The organism is Rhizobium sp. PAMB 3174 (assembly GCF_052908375.1).
Map to the genome: position 1 here is coordinate 3,787,226 of NZ_CM128608.1, position 19,033 is coordinate 3,806,258.

Genomic DNA, 19,033 nt, shown 5'->3' on the forward strand with positions numbered 1-19,033 from the left:
CTCGGGGTCTGCACCTCGCTAGAATGTCACGGGGGGCAGGCGGCAATTCGGATAGGGGAAGGGAACCTTCAGGCGGCGATCTCTTCGTAGGGTGCCTTGGCACGGGCGTCGCGCAGCACCGATCCCCACCAGTCTAGATGCGCGAGCAGGTGGGCCATTTTGGCTCTCTCGCCGGCGCCATCCGACAGATGTCCGGACTGATTGAAGCGGCCCCAGGGATTTGCGAAGCTGACGACGTCGCGGATCGTCACCGCATGCAGTTCGGCGAAGACAAGGCGGAGCTGTTCGACCGCGCGCAAGCCTCCGGAAATGCCGCCGTAGGAGACAAAGGCGACCGGCTTAGCCCGCCATTGATCCTTCCCGCTGTCGATCAGTTGCTTCAGCGGCGCGGTGAAGGAGTGGTTGTATTCCGGCGTCACGATGAGGAAGACATCGGCTTCATCGAGCCGGAGCCAGAGATCGAAGAGCCCCTCGCTATGGCCTCCGTGACGCGCCGGAAGCGTCATCTCCAGCGGATCGATGATGTCGACCGTGAAGCGGTCCTGCCGTTCGATCTCGCCCACTGCCCAGCGGACGATGCGGTCGCAGAGCCGGCCTTCCCGTGTGCTGCCGTAGAGCACCGCGATTCGTAGTCTCTCTTCCTGCATGCATTCTTTCCCGTTGCTGTGATAATGAGGGCACGCTACAACCTCAACATTACTTGAGGTCAACAGGAAAATTTCGCATGGGCGAGAAATTCGAAATCCGCCGCGAGCTGACCGTCGGAGAGGTGGCGGCGCGCAGCGGCGTGGCGGTCTCGGCGGTTCACTTCTATGAGGCAGAGGGGCTGATACGCAGTTGGCGGAATGCCGGCAATCACCGGCGCTACGGCCGCGACGTCTTGCGCCGGATCGCGATCATCAAAGTGGCGCAGCGCGCCGGCATCACGCTCAAGGAAATCGCCGGCGCCTTTTCGACGCTGCCGGACGGCCGGACGCCTAACCGCCAGGACTGGGAGCGCCTGTCGGCTGCCTGGCATGCGGACCTGAACGACCGGATCGCGCGTCTCACCCGGCTTCGGGACCGGCTGTCCGGCTGCATCGGCTGCGGCTGTCTCTCCGTCGATCGCTGTCCGTTGCATAACCCCTACGATGCACTCGGACGGGAGGGATCCGGGCCGCGCCTCCTGGAGCAGGATTGATGGCAGGTCACAGGCCGAATTCGGACAGGCAGCCGCTGAGGCGACGGACAGCCGTCGTGATTTCATCGGCCGTATAGGCCGCAAATCCGAGCACGAGACCCGACCGCGGCTGGCTGCCGGCATAGTGCGGCGACAGCGGCAGGAGCGACAGGCCCTGCCGGCGCGCTTTTTCGCAGACCGTCCGGTCGTCGCAGCCGTCCGGCAAAAGGACCGTCACCTGCATGCCGGCGTGGTGATTGTCGAAACGGCAGGATGGCGGCAGGTGTGTCGACAGCGCTTCGATCAGCGCCTGGTGCCGCTCGGCATAGATGCGCCTCATCCGCCGTATGTGGCGCAGGAACTCGCCGTCCTCGATGAAATGCGCCAGCGGCCGCTGGGCCGAAATCGAGGCGCGGGCGCCGAAATGCGCGACGCAGCGGGCGAAGGTATCGACCAGGTTCTCCGGCACGACGAGATAGCCAAGCCTCAGGCCGGCGGTGAAGACCTTGGAGAAGCTGCCGACATAGAGGACATGGCCGGAGGTGTCGACGCTTGCCAGCGCGGGGATCGGCCGGCCAGCATAGCGGAATTCGCTGTCATAATCGTCCTCGACAATGAAGCTGTCGTTGCGGACCGCCCAATTGAGGAATTCCACCCTCCGGCCGGCGGACATGATGCCTCCCAGAGGAAACTGATGGGATGGCGTGAGGACCGCAAGACGCGGCTGCGCGCCGGACGGGTTCGGAAGCCGGGCACCGTCGGCGTCGATGTCCAGCCATATGGTTCGCGTGCCAAGGCTGTCGGTGAAATGGCGTAGACGCTCGAAGCCCGGATCTTCCAGCGCGATGCAATCCTCCTTGCGCATCAGCGCGCGGACGCAGATTTCGAGTGCATCGGCCGAACCCGCGGTCACCACGATCTGGTCCTCGGTCGCCGAAACGCCGCGCCAGTCGTGGATATGGGCGGCGATCGCCCGCCTCAGGCGCCGGTCGCCAAACAGGTCATCATTCATGACCATGGCTTCCGGCTCGGTTCGCGCCACGCGGGCAATCGCCCGGCTCCATTGCCGGAAAGGGAAAAGCCGCATGTCGGGCAGGCCGGGGTAAAGGGGGAGCGTGCGCCCTGTCTTGCCGGCATGGATCGGTTCGGACCTCTGCGCCGGACCTTTTGGCAGGTCTGCTTCCGCAAGCCGGCTCGGATAATAGCCGGAACCCTGCCGACCGGTGATGTAGCCCTCGGCCGAAAGCTGCTCATAGGCCGCGATGGTGGTCGATCGGGAGACGCCGAGTTCGACGGCCAGGGCCCGGCTCGGCGGCAGTCGGCTTTCGGGCTTCAGGTCGCCGGCGACGATGCGGTCGCGCAGCTGCGCGTAGATCTGCTGAAAGAGCGGCTGGGCCGCGTGGCGGTCGAGACTGAGCGATAACAATGGAGTATCCAAAATTGGTTTGCTCAATTTCTACATTATTGGATATTTTTCACAAACCAAAACTGTCCTATCTCCGAGCCAGCAAAGGAGTTGGCCTATGAGCGATGTGATGGACAAGACGGAACGGACGCGGCTGCGGCGGATGCATGAGAGGGGACATTTCGATCGGGAAACGGTCAATGGGATCCTCGATGCGATGCCGCTCTGTCACGTCGGCTACATACTGGATGGCCGGCCGGCGGTGACGCCGAATCTGCAATGGCGCGAGGGAAACCATGTCTACTGGCATTCCTCCAGCGCCAGCCGCGCGGGCCGTCTTTCGGCGGGTGCGGATGTCTGCCTGACGGTCTCGATGCTCGACGGCATGGTGATGGCGCGCTCGGCGATGCACCATTCGGTCAATTTCCGGTCGGTGATGATTTACGGCAAGGCGACGAAGATCGACGATCCCGAGGTCAAGCTCATCAAGTTCCGCAACATGATCGAGGCCTATTTCCCCGGCCGCTGGGATCTGCTGCGCCCGGTTTCGGCGCAGGAGACAAAGGCGACCATGGTCCTGTCACTGCCGATCGACGAAGCCTCCGCGAAGGTGCGGACCGGTGGACCCAAGGACGACGAGGAGGATTATGCGCTGCCGATCTGGGCAGGCGTCGTTCCGATCACGTTCTCGGTCGGAGCGCCGATCTCCGACCCGCTGAACCTGCCGGGCGTCGAAACGCCCGACCATGCGACAAACTTCAGGATCGGCTAGAGGATGGCATCGAGCGCCGCGATGAGGCGCTCGCATTCCTCCGCAGTGCCGATGGTGATGCGCAGGTGGTCGGAAATCCGCGGCTTGTTGAAATGGCGGACGAGCACCGCCTTTTCGCGCAGGCCGGCGGCGATCTCGGCGCCTGACTTCGAGGCGTGGCGGGCAAAGACGAAGTTTGCCGCTGATGGCAGCACGTCGAAGCCGCGTTCGACAAGCGCTTTCGTCACCGCTTCCCGGTTGGCGATGATCTGCGCCCGGCAGGTCTCGAACCAGTCCTCGTCCTCGATCGCCGCAATCGCGCCGAGCTGGGCCAACCGGTCCAGCGGATAGGAATTGAAGCTGTCCTTGACGCGTTCCAGCGCCTCGATTAGCGGACGCTGGCCGATGGCGAAGCCGACGCGAAGGCCGGCAAGCGAGCGGGACTTGGAAAAGGTCTGCACGACCAAGAGATTGGGATAGGTCTTCGTCAACGGAACGGCGCTCTCGGCGCCGAAATCGACATAGGCCTCATCTATGACAACCGGCTGATCCGGGTGATTGCGCAGCAGCGTCTCGATGGCCGACAAGGGCAAGGCCATGCCGGTCGGCGCATTGGGATTGGGCAGGATGATCGCACCGCACGGACGATCATAGTCGGCTATGGAGACGCCGTAGTCCGCATCCAGCGGAACGGTCTCGGCGGTGATCCCATATAGTCGGCTATAGGTCGGATAGAAACTGTAACTTATATCCGGATAGAGGAGCGGCAGGTCGTGCTTCAGCAGGGCCTGGAAGGCGTGCGCCAGCACCTCGTCGGACCCGTTGCCGACGAAGACTTCCTCCGCCGAGACGCCATAATGGCGGGCGATCGCCTGACGCAGGTCCAGCGCCGAGGGGTCCGGATACAGGCGCAAGCCGTCTTCGGCCGCCGCGCGAATGGCGGCCAGCACCTTTGGCGAGGGACCGAAGGGGTTCTCGTTGGTGTTGAGCTTGACGAGATCGGCAATGCGCGGCTGCTCGCCCGGCACATAGGGCTGGAGATCATGGACGATCTGCGACCAGAACTTGCTCACGATACTTGCCTTTCTAGCTCTTGCGGTTGGCGACGAAGTGCGCCGTCTCGATCAGAATGCCACCCGCGGCGCCAAAGGGGGCCATCAGTTCCTCGGCCTGCGCGACGAGATACGAGAGCCGCGCCTCTGCCCAATCGGTGCCGTGCAGGGATACGAGCGTGCCCTTGCCGCGCGCGGCGTCCTTGCCGGTCGCCTTGCCCATGGTGGCGGCGTCCGACGTCAGGTCGAGAAGGTCGTCGGCAAGCTGAAAGGCGAGGCCGAGCGTTTCGCCGTATTGGCGCATTCGCTGCCTGTCCTCGGAAGAGGCGCCGGCAATGACAGGCCCGGCTTCGCAGGCAAAGCGGATCAGCGCGCCGGTCTTCATCGCCTGCAGCATGACGATGCCGTCTTCGTCGGGCGCCTGCTTCTCGGCGGCGAGATCCAGGGCCTGGCCACCGGCCATGCCGCCGATGCCGGAGGAGCGCGCCAGCATGCGCAGGAGCTCCACCCGTGCCTCGGCGGAAAGCGGCGTTTCCTCCGCGGCGATGATGTCGAAGGCGTAGGTCAGCAGGCTGTCGCCGGCAAGAATGGCAGTGGCTTCGTCAAAGGCGATGTGGACCGTCGGCTTGCCGCGACGCATGTCGTCGTCGTCCATGGCCGGCAGATCGTCATGGACGAGCGAGTAGCAGTGGACGAGTTCCAGCGCCGCGCCGACCCTCAGCGCAGCGTCCGGGTTGCCGCCGAACAGCCGGGCGCCTTCGAGGACCAGGAACGGTCGTAGGCGTTTTCCGCCGTTTAGCACCGCGTGCCGCATGGCATCCAGCAAGGTTGCCGGTCGGCAGATTTCGTCGTCCAGCAAGCCCGCCCCGAGGACTTCGGCAAGGAACATCTCCACGCTGCGGGCGTTGTCGGCAAGGCGGTTTGCAAGGGTGGTGGCGTTCGTCATCATGCTCGCTCTTTGGCATGGCGGCGGCAAACTGGCAATGGATTTCAAACATGGCCGGCGGGGCTGGTCATCGGCTGCGGGCCATGTTTTAAGTGACGTCCGGAATGCATTTTTGACCGGGACCACCACAAGAAACCGGCAGGGGGAAAGATCAGTGGCGGCCAGTTGGCGTTTTTTATCGGGCAACCGTGTGCGTCCCATTTTTCGGCGGATTGTCCGTATCGCCCTTTTTCTTCTGGTCCTGCCCTACCTTCTGATTTTCGTCTACCTGCTGCCGGTGCATCCCGTCTCGACGCTGATGATCGCCGATCTCGTCACCTTCCAGGGCTATTCCCGCCAATGGGTCAAGCTCGATGACGTCGCGCCGGTGCTGGTTCAGTCGGTGATGATGTCGGAAGACGGCCAGTTCTGTTTCCATGACGGGGTCGACTGGGAGCAGATGCGGGGCGTGGTGGACGACGCGCTGGACGGCGAGGCGACCCGCGGCGCCAGCACCATTCCCATGCAGACGGTCAAGAACCTGTTTCTCTGGAACGGTCGCTCCTTCCTGCGCAAGGCGCTCGAGCTGCCGCTGGCGCTGGCGGCGGACGCGGTCTGGTCAAAGCGGCGGATCATGGAGCTCTACCTGAACGTCGCCGAATGGGGGCCGGGCATCTACGGCATAGAGGCGGCGAGCCACTATCATTTCAATGTGCCGGCCTCCAAGCTCACGCGCCGGCAGGCCGCCTACCTGGCGGTTTCTCTCCCCAATCCGCTGGAGCGCAACGCCGGCAAGCCGAGCTCCGGCATGAAGCGGCTGGCCTCGATCGTCGAGCGGCGGGCCCGCGCTTCCGGCGAATACATCAAATGCATTTATGATTGACGGCAAACCTATTCATTTGTCGTGGAGCCGCCGCCTGGGCTAACGTCTGGTCCATCAGCATTTTTGGAGACAGCCGTGAGCGAACTTCTTCTGTATGTCGGCAACAAGAACTATTCCTCATGGTCCATGCGCCCATGGCTGGCGCTGAAGGCGGCCGGAATTCCCTTCCGTGACGAGGTCATCCCGTTCGACTTTCCGGGTGGCAACCCGGCCATCAAGGCGGTGTCCGAGACCGGCAAGGTGCCGCTTCTCGTCCATGACGGCTTCAAGGTCTGGGAATCTCTGGCGATCATCGAATATGCCGCGGAGCTTTTTCCGGATGCCGGCGTCTGGCCTCAGGACCGCAAGGCGCGGGGCCGGGCGCGCTCGGTGTCGATGGAAATGGCCACAGGCTTCCAGGCGCTGCGCAACGCCTGCCCCATGAACCTGCGCTATCCGCCGCAGACGCTGGACGTCGGAAGCGATGTCCTGGCCAACGTTGCCCGCATCACGACGATCTGGAACGAATGCCTCTCGGATTCCGGTGGGCCGTTCCTTTTCGGCGCATTTTCGGCTGCCGACGCCATGTATGCACCGGTCGGCAGCCGGTTCCGAAGCTACATGCTCCCGGTCGACGACGTCTCGGCTGCCTACATGACCGCTGTCACTGGCCACCCGGCCTTCCAGGCATGGGCGGCGGATGCCGCCAGGGAGACATGGGTGGTACCTGAGGACGAAGTCTGAAGGAGAGTGCCCGGCGGCACTAAAAAAATCCCTGTGGGGTATGGCCAAACGCCGCTTGCGCATGTATAAGCCGGCCCAATTTCCGAAATAGGGGCATGTCCATTTCGGCCAACAAGGCGGCTGATGGCATATGCCGTCCGTCCAGTGGAGTAAGTCAAATGGCTGTACCGAAGAAGAAAACGACCCCGTCCAAGCGCGGCATGCGCCGTTCGGCCGACGCCATCAAGGCATCGGCATATGTTGAAGACAAGAACTCCGGCGAACTGCGCCGTCCGCACCATATCGATCTGAAGACCGGTATGTATCGCGGCCGCCAGGTTCTGACGCCGAAGGAAAGCGCATAACCCCTAGCGGTTCCGCTTCACTGCGATTTTAAAAGAGGTCGGCCGTTCGCGCCGGCCTTTTTGTATTTGTCTCGCTACCCGCATAAAGTATTGTGCGTTGCGGCGAGATTCGCGAGCGGCTGCATTTGCAGAGCTTTTCCATCCGATCCGCCTGAAATGACACTCCGGATGAGGTTTATGTAATGCTTGCTGCGTTGCCACTGATGATCGTGCCGTTCCTGCTCTACAATGCGGTAATGCTGGGACTTGTCGGCGCGGATGGCGTCAGTGCGCTCGGAAGCGTCCTCACGTCGGTGCAGATGCTCTCGGGCGCTGACTGGACGCTCAGCCTCGGCGATATTCTGATCGTCGTCTCGCTGGTGGCGCTGTTCTTCGAGATCCTCAAGGCGACGATGCACAACTCCGCTTCGCTGCTCAATCACATGCTGTCGATGCTGATCTTCATCGCGTTTCTGGTCGAATTCCTGCTCGTGCGCGATGCCGCGACGCAGATCTTCTTCATCCTGATGGCAATGTCGCTGATCGATGTCGTGGCGGGCTTCACCATCTCCATTCGCTCGGCCGGTCGCGACGTATCGATCGGGCTCTGATCAGGAGCCACGATCGACGTCATTCGCATTTCGGTCTCTCAGAGATTGTCGAGCTTGGTCTGAAGCGCCTTCAGCTGCGCCTTCAGTTCGTCGATGTCCTTGCTCTCCGCCTTCTTTTCCTCCGCGGCTGCCGGCGGGGTCATGAAGGGCGAGAACATCTGCATCGCCTGGTGGAACATTTCGGTGTTCCGCTTGACCTGTTCTTCCATCAGTTGCATCGGCATCTGCAGGTTCTTGGCAAGCGGTGCTTCGCCGAAGGCCCTGCCGATCTGCTCGCGCATTTCCGTCTGCTGCTGGCCGAACGCCTTCATCGAATGTTCGAGAAAGCTCGGCACGACCATCTGCATCTGGTCACCGTAATAGGTGATCAGCTGGCGCAGGAAGGAAATCGGCAAAAGGGTGTTCCCGGTCTTGGATTCCTGCTCGAAGATGATCTGGGTGAGAACGGAATGAGTCAGATCTTCCCCTGACTTGGCGTCCTGAACGGTGAACTCTTCCCCCTTCTTGACCATCTCGGCCAAGTCTTCGAGGGTCACATATGTGCTGGTGCCGGTATTGTAGAGACGACGATTGGCATATTTTTTTATGATGATCTGATCGCCATTCTTGGCCATTGCAAACTCCTGCTCCCAAAACGTCCAGCGTTTCCTCTTAGATAGGAACTGTAAGCGCAAATTGCCGGTCGTTACAATCGATTTGTGCAATGCATGAATTCAACTTCGAGCTTCACGGGAAGCTGGCGCGAGGACCTGTTTCATCTCATTGAAGTCATTTGACTTCGCATTCAAGCTTTGTCAGTTTCGAGAAAATGGACAATAGCGCCAATGAGGAGGCACCCATGAGTGAACCAAGCATCGTCATCGCCAGCGCGGCCCGCACAGCGGTCGGCTCATTCAATGGCGCCTTCGCCAATGTCCCGGCGCATGATCTCGGCGTGACCGTCATCAAGGCCGTGCTGGAGCGGGCCGGTGTCGACGCCAGCGACGTCAACGAGGTGATCCTCGGGCAGATCCTGACCGCCGGCCAGGGCCAGAACCCGGCGCGCCAGGCGGCGATCAACGCCGGCATCCCGATCGAAGCGACCGCCTTCGGCCTCAACCAGCTCTGTGGCTCGGGCCTGCGCGCCGTCGCGCTCGGCGCCCAGCAGATCGCAACCGGAGATGCATCCATCGTGATTGCCGGCGGCATGGAATCCATGTCGATGGCCCCGCACTGCCAGCACCTGCGCGCTGGCGTGAAGATGGGCGATTACAAGATGATCGACACCATGATCAAGGACGGCCTGACGGACGCCTTCAACGGCTACCACATGGGCAACACGGCGGAAAACGTCGCCAAGCAGTGGCAGCTGTCGCGCGAAATTCAGGACGAATTCGCGGTCGCTTCGCAAAACAAGGCCGAAGCCGCCCAGAAGGCGGGCAAGTTCAAGGACGAGATCGTCGCCCACGTGATTTCGACCCGCAAGGGCGACGTCGTGGTCGACACCGACGAGTATATCCGCCATGGCGCGACGCTGGAGAGCATCGCCAAGCTGAAGCCGGTGTTCGAAAAGGATGGCACGGTGACGGCGGCCAATGCATCGGGCATCAATGACGGCGCGGCCGCGACGCTTCTGATGAGCGAGGCGGAAGCCGCCAAGCGCGGCATTCAGCCGATGGCCCGCATCGTCTCCTGGGCAACCGCCGGCGTCGATCCGAGCATCATGGGAACCGGCCCGATCCCGGCATCGCGCAAGGCCCTGCAGAAGGCCGGCTGGAGCGTCGGCGACCTCGATCTCGTGGAAGCCAACGAGGCATTCGCCGCCCAGGCCTGCGCGGTCAACAAGGACCTCGGCTGGGATCCGTCGATCGTCAACGTCAATGGCGGCGCGATCGCCATCGGCCATCCGGTCGGCGCGTCCGGTGCGCGCGTGCTCAACACGCTGCTGTTCGAAATGAAGCGCCGCGGCGCCAAGAAGGGCCTTGCGACACTCTGCATCGGCGGTGGCATGGGCGTTGCCATGTGCGTCGAGGCGATGTGATCAGCGCTGATTGTCACTAGGGGAGATGGCCTGCCGTATCATGCCGGGCGGCAGGCCTCAACAACCGCATAAAATACCGGCGAGAGTTTTAGTTACGGGCATCTCGGGAGGAATACATCATGAGCAGGGTGGCCATCGTTACGGGTGGGTCGCGTGGTATCGGCGCGGCGATCTCGATCGCATTGAGGGATGCAGGCTACAAGGTTGCCGCCAACTACGCCGGCAATGACGAGGCGGCAGCGAAGTTCAAGGACGAAACCGGCATTCCGGTGTTCAAGTGGGACGTGTCGTCCTACGAGAGCTGCGTCGAGGGCGTGGCCAAGGTGGAAGCGGAGCTCGGGCCGGTCGACATTCTGGTCAACAATGCCGGCATCACGCGCGACGCGATGTTCCACAAGATGACGCCGGACCAGTGGAACGCCGTCATCAACACCAACCTGACGGGTCTGTTCAACATGACCCATCCGGTCTGGAGCGGCATGCGTGACCGCGGCTTCGGGCGGGTCATCAATATTTCCTCGATCAACGGCCAGAAGGGCCAGGCCGGACAGGCAAACTATTCGGCCGCGAAAGCCGGCGATCTCGGCTTCACCAAGGCGCTTGCCCAGGAAGGCGCGATGAAGGGCATCACCGTCAATGCGATCTGCCCGGGCTATATCGGCACGGAGATGGTGCGCGCCATTCCCGAAAAGGTGCTCAACGAACGCATCCTGCCGCTGATCCCGGTCGGCCGGCTTGGTGAACCGGAGGAGATCGCCCGCTGCGTGCTGTTCCTCGCCTCCGACGATTCCGGCTTCATCACCGGGTCGACCATTTCTGCGAACGGCGGACAGTTCTTCGTCTGATTGTGGCAATAGTGGATGTTGCCGGAAATGGCGCCCTCGGGCGCCATTTTTGCTTTCAGCAAAGGTTAACGTCCGGGTCAAAATCGCTCCAATTTGGCGCATCCGGCAGATGAGAATATGGTTAAAATATTGTAAAAATACAATATTTAGCGATGAACAAAGCAGGAAACTTGTGGTGTCAATGATTCGTCGCCGATTCGTTCCGGCTTTGGCCTGAAGGTTAAAGTCCGCGCTTTTGGCGCCTGCTTTTCCCTATTCACGAGGACGTCGCCGGACTGTTGTTTCCCGCCAGCAGATGCATGATCGAGCGACCCACCATCAAGGTGACCGAGAGACCATTGACGAAGCTCCAGGTGATTTGCATTGGCTGGCTCGCTGCTGCGGCAGGATCGATCGCGGTGAGGACCCCATCGACGTAGTTGACCGCGAAGATGACCAGCAGCAGCCCCAGTGAAAGCCACTCTCCCTGCAGCAGCAACTTGCCGTTCGGCAGGCGCCTGGTCTGCCGAGCCGGCTTGATCGACAGAAGGATGACGAATGCCAGGATGATGCCGGTGGCGGTTCCCGCCAAGACATCCGCATCGAAACCGGCCATGACCAGCCGGCGGAGCGCAAGGAGAGTGAGGATCGCCGGCAGCAGGATCAGCGAGTTCTGCGATACTTCGCGTGTCTTTGTCCTCTTCAGCCCGCGAAAGACAAGAAGGGCGAGAACGAGCCATACCCAGCTGGGCGTGTGGGTGAGGATGTCGATCGGCATTTGCATGATGTCATGTGCTCCATTACTCAGGATGAAAGGTGCGGCGAACGGAGGTCTGGCATGTCGCCGCCGGAGAATGAGGGCAATGACGGGTTCGTATAATGCGTGAGGGCTACGTGGGCGGCGCGCCGCTGCAGCTCGCGCTTCGTGAAATGCAGGATGAATTTTCGAGCTGGCGAACCTGGGGCGCACTGGCCCTGGTCGCGGTGCTGCTGGTCGTTTCCGGTCCTTTCCAGACGATGACGACGCTTTCCCTGCCTCAGCGCAGCCTTTACTGGGGCGCCCTGGTTGTTGCCACATTCGTCGCCGGAAACTTTGTCGGCACATGGTGGAATTATGTCGTGCTGGAGCGCGGATGGCGGCAGCCCTGGCGGTTCATGACGGTCGGGGTCAGCGCCGGCATTCCAGCGGCCATAGCGGTTACAGCTATCAATGTTGCCGCCTTCGGATGGCAAATGCTTGCGCCGGCACAGATCGTGGAGCTTACCGCCTACAGCGTCTTCATCAGCGTTCTGGTCGCCGGATTATTCGCGCTCTACAGCCGGTCGGCGGACGAGGTGCCAGTCGGCATCAACGCGGGTGCGGAGGATGGTCTGCCGGCCATCCTCCGCCGCCTGCCGCTGCCCAAACGCGGGCGGCTCGTTTCGATCTCCGTCAGCGATCACTATGTCGAGGTGACGACGCTGAAAGGGCGGGAATTGCTGCTGATGCGTCTGCGGGATGCGGTGGCCGAATGCCCCCCGGAAAAGGGTCTGCAGATCCACCGCTCGCACTGGATCGCACTTGACGGCGTGAAGCATGTCTATCGCAGCGGCGGCAAGGTGATGGTCGAGACGGTGACCGGTGATCATCTTCCAATCAGCCGGTCCTTCTTGGCAGAGGCGCGTGCCTCCGGGTTGAACGCCTGAAGTGGGGCTCAAAGGTTAACAACAGGCGCTGCAATGCTGTCCCGCATGCTTCATTTGCTCGAAAATTATGGTTAAAATATTGTAAATACACCATATTTAGCGGTGAACAGATCGGGAAGACATTGATGTCAGCGATTCGTCGCTGATTCGTTCCAGCTTTGGACCGAAGGTTAATCGGGAGGTTGTTTTTCGCCGCCTTGGTCGGTTCTTTACGAAGGGGTGCCGCCGTCTGCCGACATTAGCAAACCGGTAGGATCTATTAACGCCGGACCGTCCATCTTGCGTCTGCAAGGAATTCCTGATTCACTATCTGGTGTCACGGCGTCGTTCGGGTGGAAGATGTAGCGGTGAACAAAGCCTGAATCCGTGCGAGTCAGCGATTCGTCGCTGATTCGTTCCTTTGCTGTTCCGAATCTTAACCGTTTGGTTTGACTCTCGAATTTCGGTCACCCTCGAAGTTGGGGCTTGCCTCGCCCGCCCTTAGTCGCCATGTGTCTTGCGGTGTTCCAGCCTTCCTCGCCGGGGGCGGTCACCCTCTCGTTTTTGCGTGGTGTGATAGTGACGATCCAACCCATGATCCTGAGCGGCCGCGGTGTCACCGCCATGCTCGGTCCGACCAATACCGGCAAGACCCACTATGCCATCGAGCGAATGCTGGCCTACGGTACGGGGGTCATCGGCCTGCCGCTGCGCCTGCTCGCACGCGAAGTCTACAACAGGCTGGTGGAGCGCGCCGGGGCCGCCAATGTCGCGCTGGTGACGGGAGAGGAAAAGATCTCGCCGCCCGGTGCGCGCTATTCCGTCTGCACGGTCGAGGCGATGCCGCGGGAAACCAATGCCGCATTCGTGGCGATCGACGAGGTACAGCTCGCCGGCGACCTGGAGCGTGGACACATCTTCACCGACCGCATTCTGCATCTGAGAGGCCGCGAGGAGACGCTGCTGCTTGGCGCCGACACGATGCGGCCGATCCTGCGGCAGATGCTTCCCGGCATTACGCTTGTGGACCGGCCGCGCATGTCGCAGCTCTTTTATGCCGGCCAGAAGAAGATCACGCGCCTGCCGCAGCGAAGCGCCATCGTCGCCTTCTCGGCGGAGGAGGTCTATGCGATCGCCGAACTCATCCGCCGCCAGCGCGGCGGCGCGGCAGTGGTGCTCGGCGCGTTGTCTCCGCGAACCCGAAACGCCCAGGTTGGCCTCTATCAGGCAGGTGACGTCGAATATCTGGTGGCCACCGATGCGATCGGCATGGGGCTGAACCTCGACGTCGATCACGTCGCCTTTGCCCAGGACCGCAAGTTCGACGGGTTCCAGTACCGCAATCTCAATCCGGGCGAACTCGGCCAGATTGCCGGCCGCGCCGGCCGCCACGTCCGCGACGGCACATTCGGGGTTACCGGCCGCGCCGAACCATTCGACGAGGAACTGGTCGAGCGCCTGCAGAATCACGAATTCGATCCGGTCAAGGTGCTGCAGTGGCGGACCAAGGCGCTCGATTATTCTTCGCTCAACGCCCTGCGCCGCAGCCTGGAAACGCCGCCACAGGTGCCGGGCCTGACCAAGGCGCTGCCGGCAATCGACCACGAAGCGCTCGAACTGCTGGCGCGCTATCCCGAGATCATCGATCTCGCCACCACGCCGGAGCGGGTCGAGAAGCTTTGGGAAGCCTGTGCGCTGCCCGATTATCGCCGCATCACCCACGCACAACACGCCGACCTGATTTCGACGCTCTATTCGGATCTCGTTCGCCATGGTGTGGTCAACGAGACTTTCATGGCAGAACAGGTCAGGCGGTCGGACCGGACGGACGGGGAAATCGATACTTTGTCGGCGCGCATTGCGCAAATTCGAACTTGGACTTATGTGTCCAATCGCCCAGGGTGGCTAACCGATCCGACACACTGGCAAGAAAAGACGCGTGAAATCGAGGACCGGCTGTCCGACGCGTTACATGAGAGGTTGACGAAACGCTTTGTTGATCGCAGGACTTCTGTGCTCATGAAGCGGCTTAGAGAGAATGCGATGCTGGAAGCAGAAATCAGTGTGAATGGCGATGTCTTCGTCGAAGGACATCACGTCGGCCAGTTGGCCGGTTTCCGGTTTTCGCCGGTCACCGGGGGGAACGGGCCTGACCAGAAGGCGGTCGAGGCTGCGGCCCAGAAGGCGTTGTCGCTGGAATACGAAGCGCGCGCCGCGCGTCTCTACGCGTCCGGCAACAGCGACCTCGTCATCGGTTCGGATGGTTACGTCCGCTGGCGGGGCGAACCCGTGGCACGGCTTTCGTCCGGCGATCACATCCTGCATCCGCGCGTCATCCTGCTCGCCGACGACCAGCTGAGCAGCAATGCGCGCGAGCACGCGACCGCCCGCGTCGAGCGCTTCGTCAATCACCACATCGCGACCGTCCTGAAGCCGCTCGATGACCTGTCGCGTGCCGAAGACCTGCAGGGTCTCGCCAAGGGCCTGGCATTCCAGCTGGTCGAGAACCTCGGCGTTCTCTTCCGCCGCGACGTCGCCGACGACGTGAAGTCGCTCGATCAGGATGCGCGCAGCTCTATGCGCAAATACGGCGTGCGGTTCGGCGCATACCATGTCTTCATGCCACTTCTCCTGAAGCCGGCGCCGGCGGAACTGATCACGCTTCTCTGGGCGCTCGCCAATGACGGCCTGGACAAGCCCGGCTACGGCGACCTGATCCCGGTTCTGGCCGCCGGCCGCACGTCGATCGTCACCGACAACACCTATGAACGCGCCTTCTACAAGCTCGCCGGCTTCCGCTTCCTCGGCAAGCGCGCTGTTCGCATCGACATTCTCGAGCGCCTGGCGGACCTGATCCGTCCGCTCCTGCAGTGGAAGCCGGGTTCGGGCGCTCGGCCCGACGGCGCCTATGACGGCCGCCGGTTCACGTCGACGACCGGCATGCTGTCGATCCTTGGGGCTACGCCGGACGACATCGAGGAAATCCTCAAGGGTCTCGGTTACCGTGCCGACCAGGTTTCCGCTGAAGAAGCCGCGGCATTCCTGGCAAGCCAGGGTGGCGAGACGCCTGCCGCCGAGGGCGAGGCCGACAAGGCCAGCGCAGAGGCCGAGAGCGCCGAACACGAAGACGCCGGTGACGATGCCGATGGCGAGGAGAGTGCTGCTCCCGCCGAAAGCGCTGCCGTAGCCGAGGAGGCTCCCGCGGCAGTGGCCGAGGCAGCCGATGCGACGGTCGCCGAAAAGTCCGAGACGGATGCGTCTGCCGCCGAGGAGGCCGTTGCAGAAGAGCCGAAGCCGGTTCTGCTCTGGCGCATGGGCGGTCGTTCCGACCACCAGCAGCGCCGTCCGCATGGCCAGCAGAAGCAGGCACGCTCCAATCGCGGCGAAGATGGCCGCAAGGACCAGCCGCGCGAAAATCGGGAAAACCGTGACAATCGCGGCAAGGGCGGCAAGCCGAACCGCAATCAACGGCATGACGGTCCGCGTCCGGACAAGGGCCAGCGCAACGACCGCCATCAGCAGCAGGCCAAGCCGCCGCGCAAGGAAAAGCCGATCGATCCGGATTCGCCTTTCGCAAAGCTCGCCGCGCTGAAGGAACAGATGAAGAAGTAAGCGATGGCGGAGGAAGGCCATCCGGTTGCAGCGGCGCGACAGCGCCTCGACAAGTGGCTATTCTTCACCCGCCTCGTCAAATCACGCACGCTGGCGCAGGATTACATTCGCTCGGGCCAGATCCGGGTGAATGGCGAGCGTGTCACCTCCTCAAGCGCGCAGGTCAAGATCGGCGACCGGATCGAGGCGACGCTTGCCAGCCGCGACATCGTCGTGGTCATGCGGGATGGAGGCTTTCGTCGCGGGCCGTCCGAGGAGGCGCGGCGCCTCTACGAGGACTTCTCGCCGCCGCCTGGTGAGACAAAACGCCTCAGGCCTCTCGAACAGGCCCTTCGCACGCCGGGAACGGGTCGTCCGACCAAGAAAGAACGGCGGGCGGTGGATCGGCTGAAGTCGGAAGACGATTAGAAAACTCTGCCTCCAGAAGGCCGAAATCGGAAACGGAATGCCCTTGCCATAAGGGATCAAAGCCGTTACCTCACAAATGAAATGAGCGCATTGGATTCTCCGGTCGAGCGCCGGATAACCGCGCTCCCCGGTATTTCTGGACGTCAGGGCTGATCGTCCAAATTAGCATAGCTGGAGTGTCTCGTGACATATATCGTGACGGATAACTGCATTCGCTGCAAATACACAGATTGCGTCGAAGTCTGCCCCGTGGACTGCTTCTACGAAGGCGAGAATTTCCTGGTCATCCATCCCGATGAATGCATCGATTGCGGCGTCTGCGAACCGGAATGTCCCGCCGAGGCGATCAAGCCGGATACCGAGCCGGGTCTCGACAAGTGGCTGAAAATAAATACGGAATACGCCTCAATCTGGCCAAATATCACGACCAAACGTGACCCGCTTCCCGAAGCGACCGAAATGGACGGCGTGGAAGGCAAGTTTGAAAAGTTCTTCTCCGAGAAGCCCGGTTCTGGCGATTGAGCGGAGAGTATTTCCTTCCGTTACGGAAGGTTGCGATTGAAGGATTCCGCCGCACGCCGGCGGTCAACCGTCGGGGATGCCCGACGGGCATGTATTGATTGATTTTATCATATTTTTGTGGTAGACATTCTCTATCTGGTCCACCACGCGGCAGCTATGTGCCTCAATAATCACGAAAGCTACAAAACAATTCGCACGCGAAATCGGCATCGTCGTTGATGCTGTCTACAGATTTCGAGCTTCGGAGCGTTTTGTTCTCTGCATGCATTCGACCAGAGCAGAGGAAATGTACCCGTCCGTGCATTTCATTTATCCGGGCCTCACTGACCCGACTCCGGCCTTGTTGGGCCGGCAGTGTAACAGGGAGTTTTTGAATCGAATGACGACCCAGCAGAAAAAATCTTCGACGCGCCACGGCTTCAAGACCGGCGAATCCATCGTGTATCCGGCTCATGGCGTCGGCATGATCTCCGCCATTGAAGAGCAGGAAGTGGCGGGCATGACGCTCGAACTTTTCGTGATTGATTTCGAGAAGGACAAGATGCGCCTCAAGGTTCCGGTGGCAAAGGCCGTGAGCATCGGTATGCGCAAGCTGTCCGAGACGGATTTCGTCGATCGCGCCCTCAAGGTCGTCCAGGGCAAGGCCCGCATCAAGCGCACCATGTGGTCGCGCCGCGCGCAGGAATATGATGCCAAGATCAATTCCGGCGATCTGATCTCGATTTCCGAAGTCGTTCGCGACCTTTACCGCGCCGAAAACCAGCCGGAGCAGTCCTATTCGGAGCGTCAGCTCTATGAAGCTGCCCTGGATCGCATGGCGCGCGAAATCGCCGCCGTCAACAAGATGTCCGAGACCGAGGCCGTCCGCCTGATCGAGGTCAATCTTGCCAAGGGTCCGAAGCGCGGCAAGTCTGTCGAAGACGATGCTGCCCAGGAAGAAGAAGAAGCCGCGTAAGCGCTGATTGCATCACCTGCGATCTCCCAAAACCCGGCCTCAGCGCCGGGTTTTATTTTTTTGAAGAGACCTCCCAAACTCTCACATTCGTGTGATTTTTTTCCTCTGCCATTGCATTGCCGCGAAACTGGGTTCACATAATAATTGTTCGCCTGACTTATTAATTGTTTTCTTGCTGGCGGGTAGTGAACAATTTCGCGGTTGGATCGTTGTACCGACGTAGGTTGCGCGGATGAATAAGGATGAAGCGACCTGAACCCATTGGGGTTTGGCGCTTTTCATAGATTTAAGACTTTAATTGCCCCAGGAGAAGTCTGATGAATAGCATTGCCATAGACCGTCAGCTCAGCAGGGTAGCCAGAAGCGCTCCGTACCTCGCCCGCGAGGAGGAACACGATCTTGCTGTGCGCTGGAAGGAAAGCCACGACCAGGGTGCGCGCAACCGCATCGCCATGTCGCACATGCGCCTGGTTATTTCGATGGCCAACAAATTTCGTAATTTCGGATTGCCGCTCAGCGACCTCATTCAGGAAGGCCATGTGGGTCTCCTGGAGGCGGCCGCTCGCTTCGATCCTGAACGTGAAGTGCGTTTCTCAACCTATGCAAGCTGGTGGATCCGCGCGTCGATGCAGGATTATATCCTGCGCAACTGGTCCATCGTCCGCGGCGGCACCAGCTCGGCGCAGAAGGCCCTGTTCTTCAACCTCAGGCGGCTGCGCGCCAAGCTTGCCCAGGGTGACACGCACCTGACGGCTCAGGCGATCCACCAGGAAATTGCCTCCGCGCTCGGCGTCAGCGTGTCCGACGTGCAGACCATGGATGCCCGTCTTTCCGGCCCGGACGCCTCCCTGCAGGCGCCGGCGATTGCCGGCGACAACGACAGCAGCGAGCGCATCGACATGATGGCGAGCGATGAGCCGCTGCCGGACGAGCAGGTCTCCGACATGATCGACAGCGAACGCCGCCGCGAATGGCTCACCCATGCGCTCGACTCGCTCAACGACCGGGAAATGAAGATCATCCGCGCCCGCCGGCTCGCCGAAGACGGCGTGACGCTGGAAGAACTGGGTTCCGAACTCGGGATTTCCAAGGAACGTGTCCGGCAGATCGAAAACCGGGCGATGGAAAAGCTCAAGGCCGCTCTTATGTCGGCCGATCCGATGCTCGCCATGCTTTAGACGCGGGTCGCATCATA

At 61.4% G+C, this 19,033-nt stretch carries 20 protein-coding genes; 14 read left to right on the forward strand and 6 right to left on the reverse strand.

What is annotated here, in order from left to right:
* Window positions 1-68: 68 nt before the first annotated feature.
* Window positions 69-647 carry an NADPH-dependent FMN reductase gene (locus ACU5AY_RS18090; protein WP_446827238.1) on the reverse strand — a complete coding sequence of 193 codons (579 nt, stop codon included), beginning with the start codon at window positions 645-647 and terminating at the stop codon, window positions 69-71.
* Window positions 648-724: 77 nt separating this feature from the next.
* Between ACU5AY_RS18090 and soxR the strand changes: the two genes are divergently transcribed.
* A complete protein-coding gene (soxR, locus tag ACU5AY_RS18095; protein WP_446827239.1) occupies window positions 725-1,180 on the forward strand; it encodes a redox-sensitive transcriptional activator SoxR in 456 nt (151 codons plus the stop codon).
* A gap of 7 nt (window positions 1,181-1,187) precedes the next feature.
* Here the strand turns inward: soxR and pdxR are convergent, their stop codons facing one another.
* Window positions 1,188-2,585 carry a MocR-like pyridoxine biosynthesis transcription factor PdxR gene (gene pdxR / locus ACU5AY_RS18100; RefSeq protein WP_446827240.1) on the reverse strand — a complete coding sequence of 466 codons (1,398 nt, stop codon included), beginning with the start codon at window positions 2,583-2,585 and terminating at the stop codon, window positions 1,188-1,190.
* Window positions 2,586-2,682: 97 nt separating this feature from the next.
* Here pdxR and ACU5AY_RS18105 point away from each other — a divergent pair, with 97 nt between their 5' ends.
* Complete coding sequence (locus ACU5AY_RS18105; RefSeq protein ID WP_446822447.1) at window positions 2,683-3,336, forward strand: pyridoxamine 5'-phosphate oxidase family protein; 654 nt, start codon at window positions 2,683-2,685, stop codon at window positions 3,334-3,336.
* Here ACU5AY_RS18105 and hisC read toward each other — a convergent pair.
* A complete protein-coding gene (hisC, locus tag ACU5AY_RS18110; RefSeq protein WP_446827241.1) occupies window positions 3,333-4,388 on the reverse strand; it encodes a histidinol-phosphate transaminase in 1,056 nt (351 codons plus the stop codon). The genes ACU5AY_RS18105 and hisC overlap by 4 nt on opposite strands.
* Before the next feature lie 13 nt (window positions 4,389-4,401).
* Window positions 4,402-5,316 carry a polyprenyl synthetase family protein gene (locus ACU5AY_RS18115; RefSeq protein ID WP_446827242.1) on the reverse strand — a complete coding sequence of 305 codons (915 nt, stop codon included), beginning with the start codon at window positions 5,314-5,316 and terminating at the stop codon, window positions 4,402-4,404.
* A gap of 34 nt (window positions 5,317-5,350) precedes the next feature.
* Between ACU5AY_RS18115 and mtgA the strand changes: the two genes are divergently transcribed.
* From mtgA to ACU5AY_RS18135, 4 genes are all read left to right on the forward strand, one after another.
* A complete protein-coding gene (mtgA, locus tag ACU5AY_RS18120; protein WP_446829056.1) occupies window positions 5,351-6,175 on the forward strand; it encodes a monofunctional biosynthetic peptidoglycan transglycosylase in 825 nt (274 codons plus the stop codon).
* 75 nt (window positions 6,176-6,250) lie between these two features.
* A complete protein-coding gene (locus ACU5AY_RS18125) occupies window positions 6,251-6,898 on the forward strand; it encodes a glutathione S-transferase family protein (RefSeq protein ID WP_446827243.1) in 648 nt (215 codons plus the stop codon).
* Between the two features lie 158 nt (window positions 6,899-7,056).
* Entirely contained in the window at window positions 7,057-7,242 is a 186-nt protein-coding gene (gene rpmF / locus ACU5AY_RS18130) for a 50S ribosomal protein L32 (RefSeq protein ID WP_446822451.1), read from the forward strand.
* Window positions 7,243-7,424: 182 nt separating this feature from the next.
* Complete coding sequence (locus ACU5AY_RS18135) at window positions 7,425-7,832, forward strand: hypothetical protein (protein ID WP_446822452.1); 408 nt, start codon at window positions 7,425-7,427, stop codon at window positions 7,830-7,832.
* Window positions 7,833-7,870: 38 nt separating this feature from the next.
* On the opposite strand, the gene phaR is transcribed toward ACU5AY_RS18135, so the two are convergent.
* Window positions 7,871-8,446 carry a polyhydroxyalkanoate synthesis repressor PhaR gene (gene phaR, locus ACU5AY_RS18140; protein WP_446827244.1) on the reverse strand — a complete coding sequence of 192 codons (576 nt, stop codon included), beginning with the start codon at window positions 8,444-8,446 and terminating at the stop codon, window positions 7,871-7,873.
* 224 nt (window positions 8,447-8,670) lie between these two features.
* Here phaR and ACU5AY_RS18145 point away from each other — a divergent pair, with 224 nt between their 5' ends.
* Window positions 8,671-9,852, forward strand: a complete 1,182-nt coding sequence (locus tag ACU5AY_RS18145; RefSeq protein ID WP_446822454.1) for an acetyl-CoA C-acetyltransferase — start codon at window positions 8,671-8,673, stop codon at window positions 9,850-9,852.
* 119 nt (window positions 9,853-9,971) lie between these two features.
* The gene (gene phbB, locus ACU5AY_RS18150) at window positions 9,972-10,697 is read left to right on the forward strand and encodes an acetoacetyl-CoA reductase (protein ID WP_446822455.1); all 726 of its coding nucleotides are present in this window, start codon (window positions 9,972-9,974) and stop codon (window positions 10,695-10,697) included.
* Window positions 10,698-10,953: 256 nt separating this feature from the next.
* On the opposite strand, the gene ACU5AY_RS18155 is transcribed toward phbB, so the two are convergent.
* The gene (locus ACU5AY_RS18155) at window positions 10,954-11,460 is read right to left on the reverse strand and encodes a DUF6622 family protein (protein WP_446827245.1); all 507 of its coding nucleotides are present in this window, start codon (window positions 11,458-11,460) and stop codon (window positions 10,954-10,956) included.
* Between the two features lie 95 nt (window positions 11,461-11,555).
* Between ACU5AY_RS18155 and ACU5AY_RS18160 the strand changes: the two genes are divergently transcribed.
* The 6 genes from ACU5AY_RS18160 to ACU5AY_RS18185 all read left to right on the forward strand — a co-directional run bounded on the left by ACU5AY_RS18160 (window position 11,556) and on the right by ACU5AY_RS18185 (window position 19,016).
* Window positions 11,556-12,362 carry a LytTR family DNA-binding domain-containing protein gene (locus ACU5AY_RS18160; protein ID WP_446827246.1) on the forward strand — a complete coding sequence of 269 codons (807 nt, stop codon included), beginning with the start codon at window positions 11,556-11,558 and terminating at the stop codon, window positions 12,360-12,362.
* 573 nt (window positions 12,363-12,935) lie between these two features.
* Entirely contained in the window at window positions 12,936-15,953 is a 3,018-nt protein-coding gene (locus ACU5AY_RS18165; RefSeq protein WP_446827247.1) for a helicase-related protein, read from the forward strand.
* A 3-nt stretch (window positions 15,954-15,956) separates the two neighbouring features.
* On the forward strand, window positions 15,957-16,361 hold the full coding sequence (locus tag ACU5AY_RS18170) for an RNA-binding S4 domain-containing protein (RefSeq protein ID WP_446827248.1): 405 nt from the start codon (window positions 15,957-15,959) through the stop codon (window positions 16,359-16,361).
* A gap of 183 nt (window positions 16,362-16,544) precedes the next feature.
* Window positions 16,545-16,883 carry a ferredoxin FdxA gene (gene fdxA / locus ACU5AY_RS18175; RefSeq protein ID WP_446822459.1) on the forward strand — a complete coding sequence of 113 codons (339 nt, stop codon included), beginning with the start codon at window positions 16,545-16,547 and terminating at the stop codon, window positions 16,881-16,883.
* A 379-nt stretch (window positions 16,884-17,262) separates the two neighbouring features.
* Window positions 17,263-17,838 (forward strand): CarD family transcriptional regulator, encoded by a 576-nt coding sequence (locus tag ACU5AY_RS18180; RefSeq protein WP_261928430.1) that lies wholly within the window; start codon window positions 17,263-17,265, stop codon window positions 17,836-17,838.
* 317 nt (window positions 17,839-18,155) lie between these two features.
* Window positions 18,156-19,016: an RNA polymerase factor sigma-32 gene (locus tag ACU5AY_RS18185; protein ID WP_446822460.1), complete on the forward strand. Its 861-nt coding sequence runs from the start codon at window positions 18,156-18,158 to the stop codon at window positions 19,014-19,016.
* The last annotated feature ends 17 nt before the right edge of the window (window positions 19,017-19,033 follow it).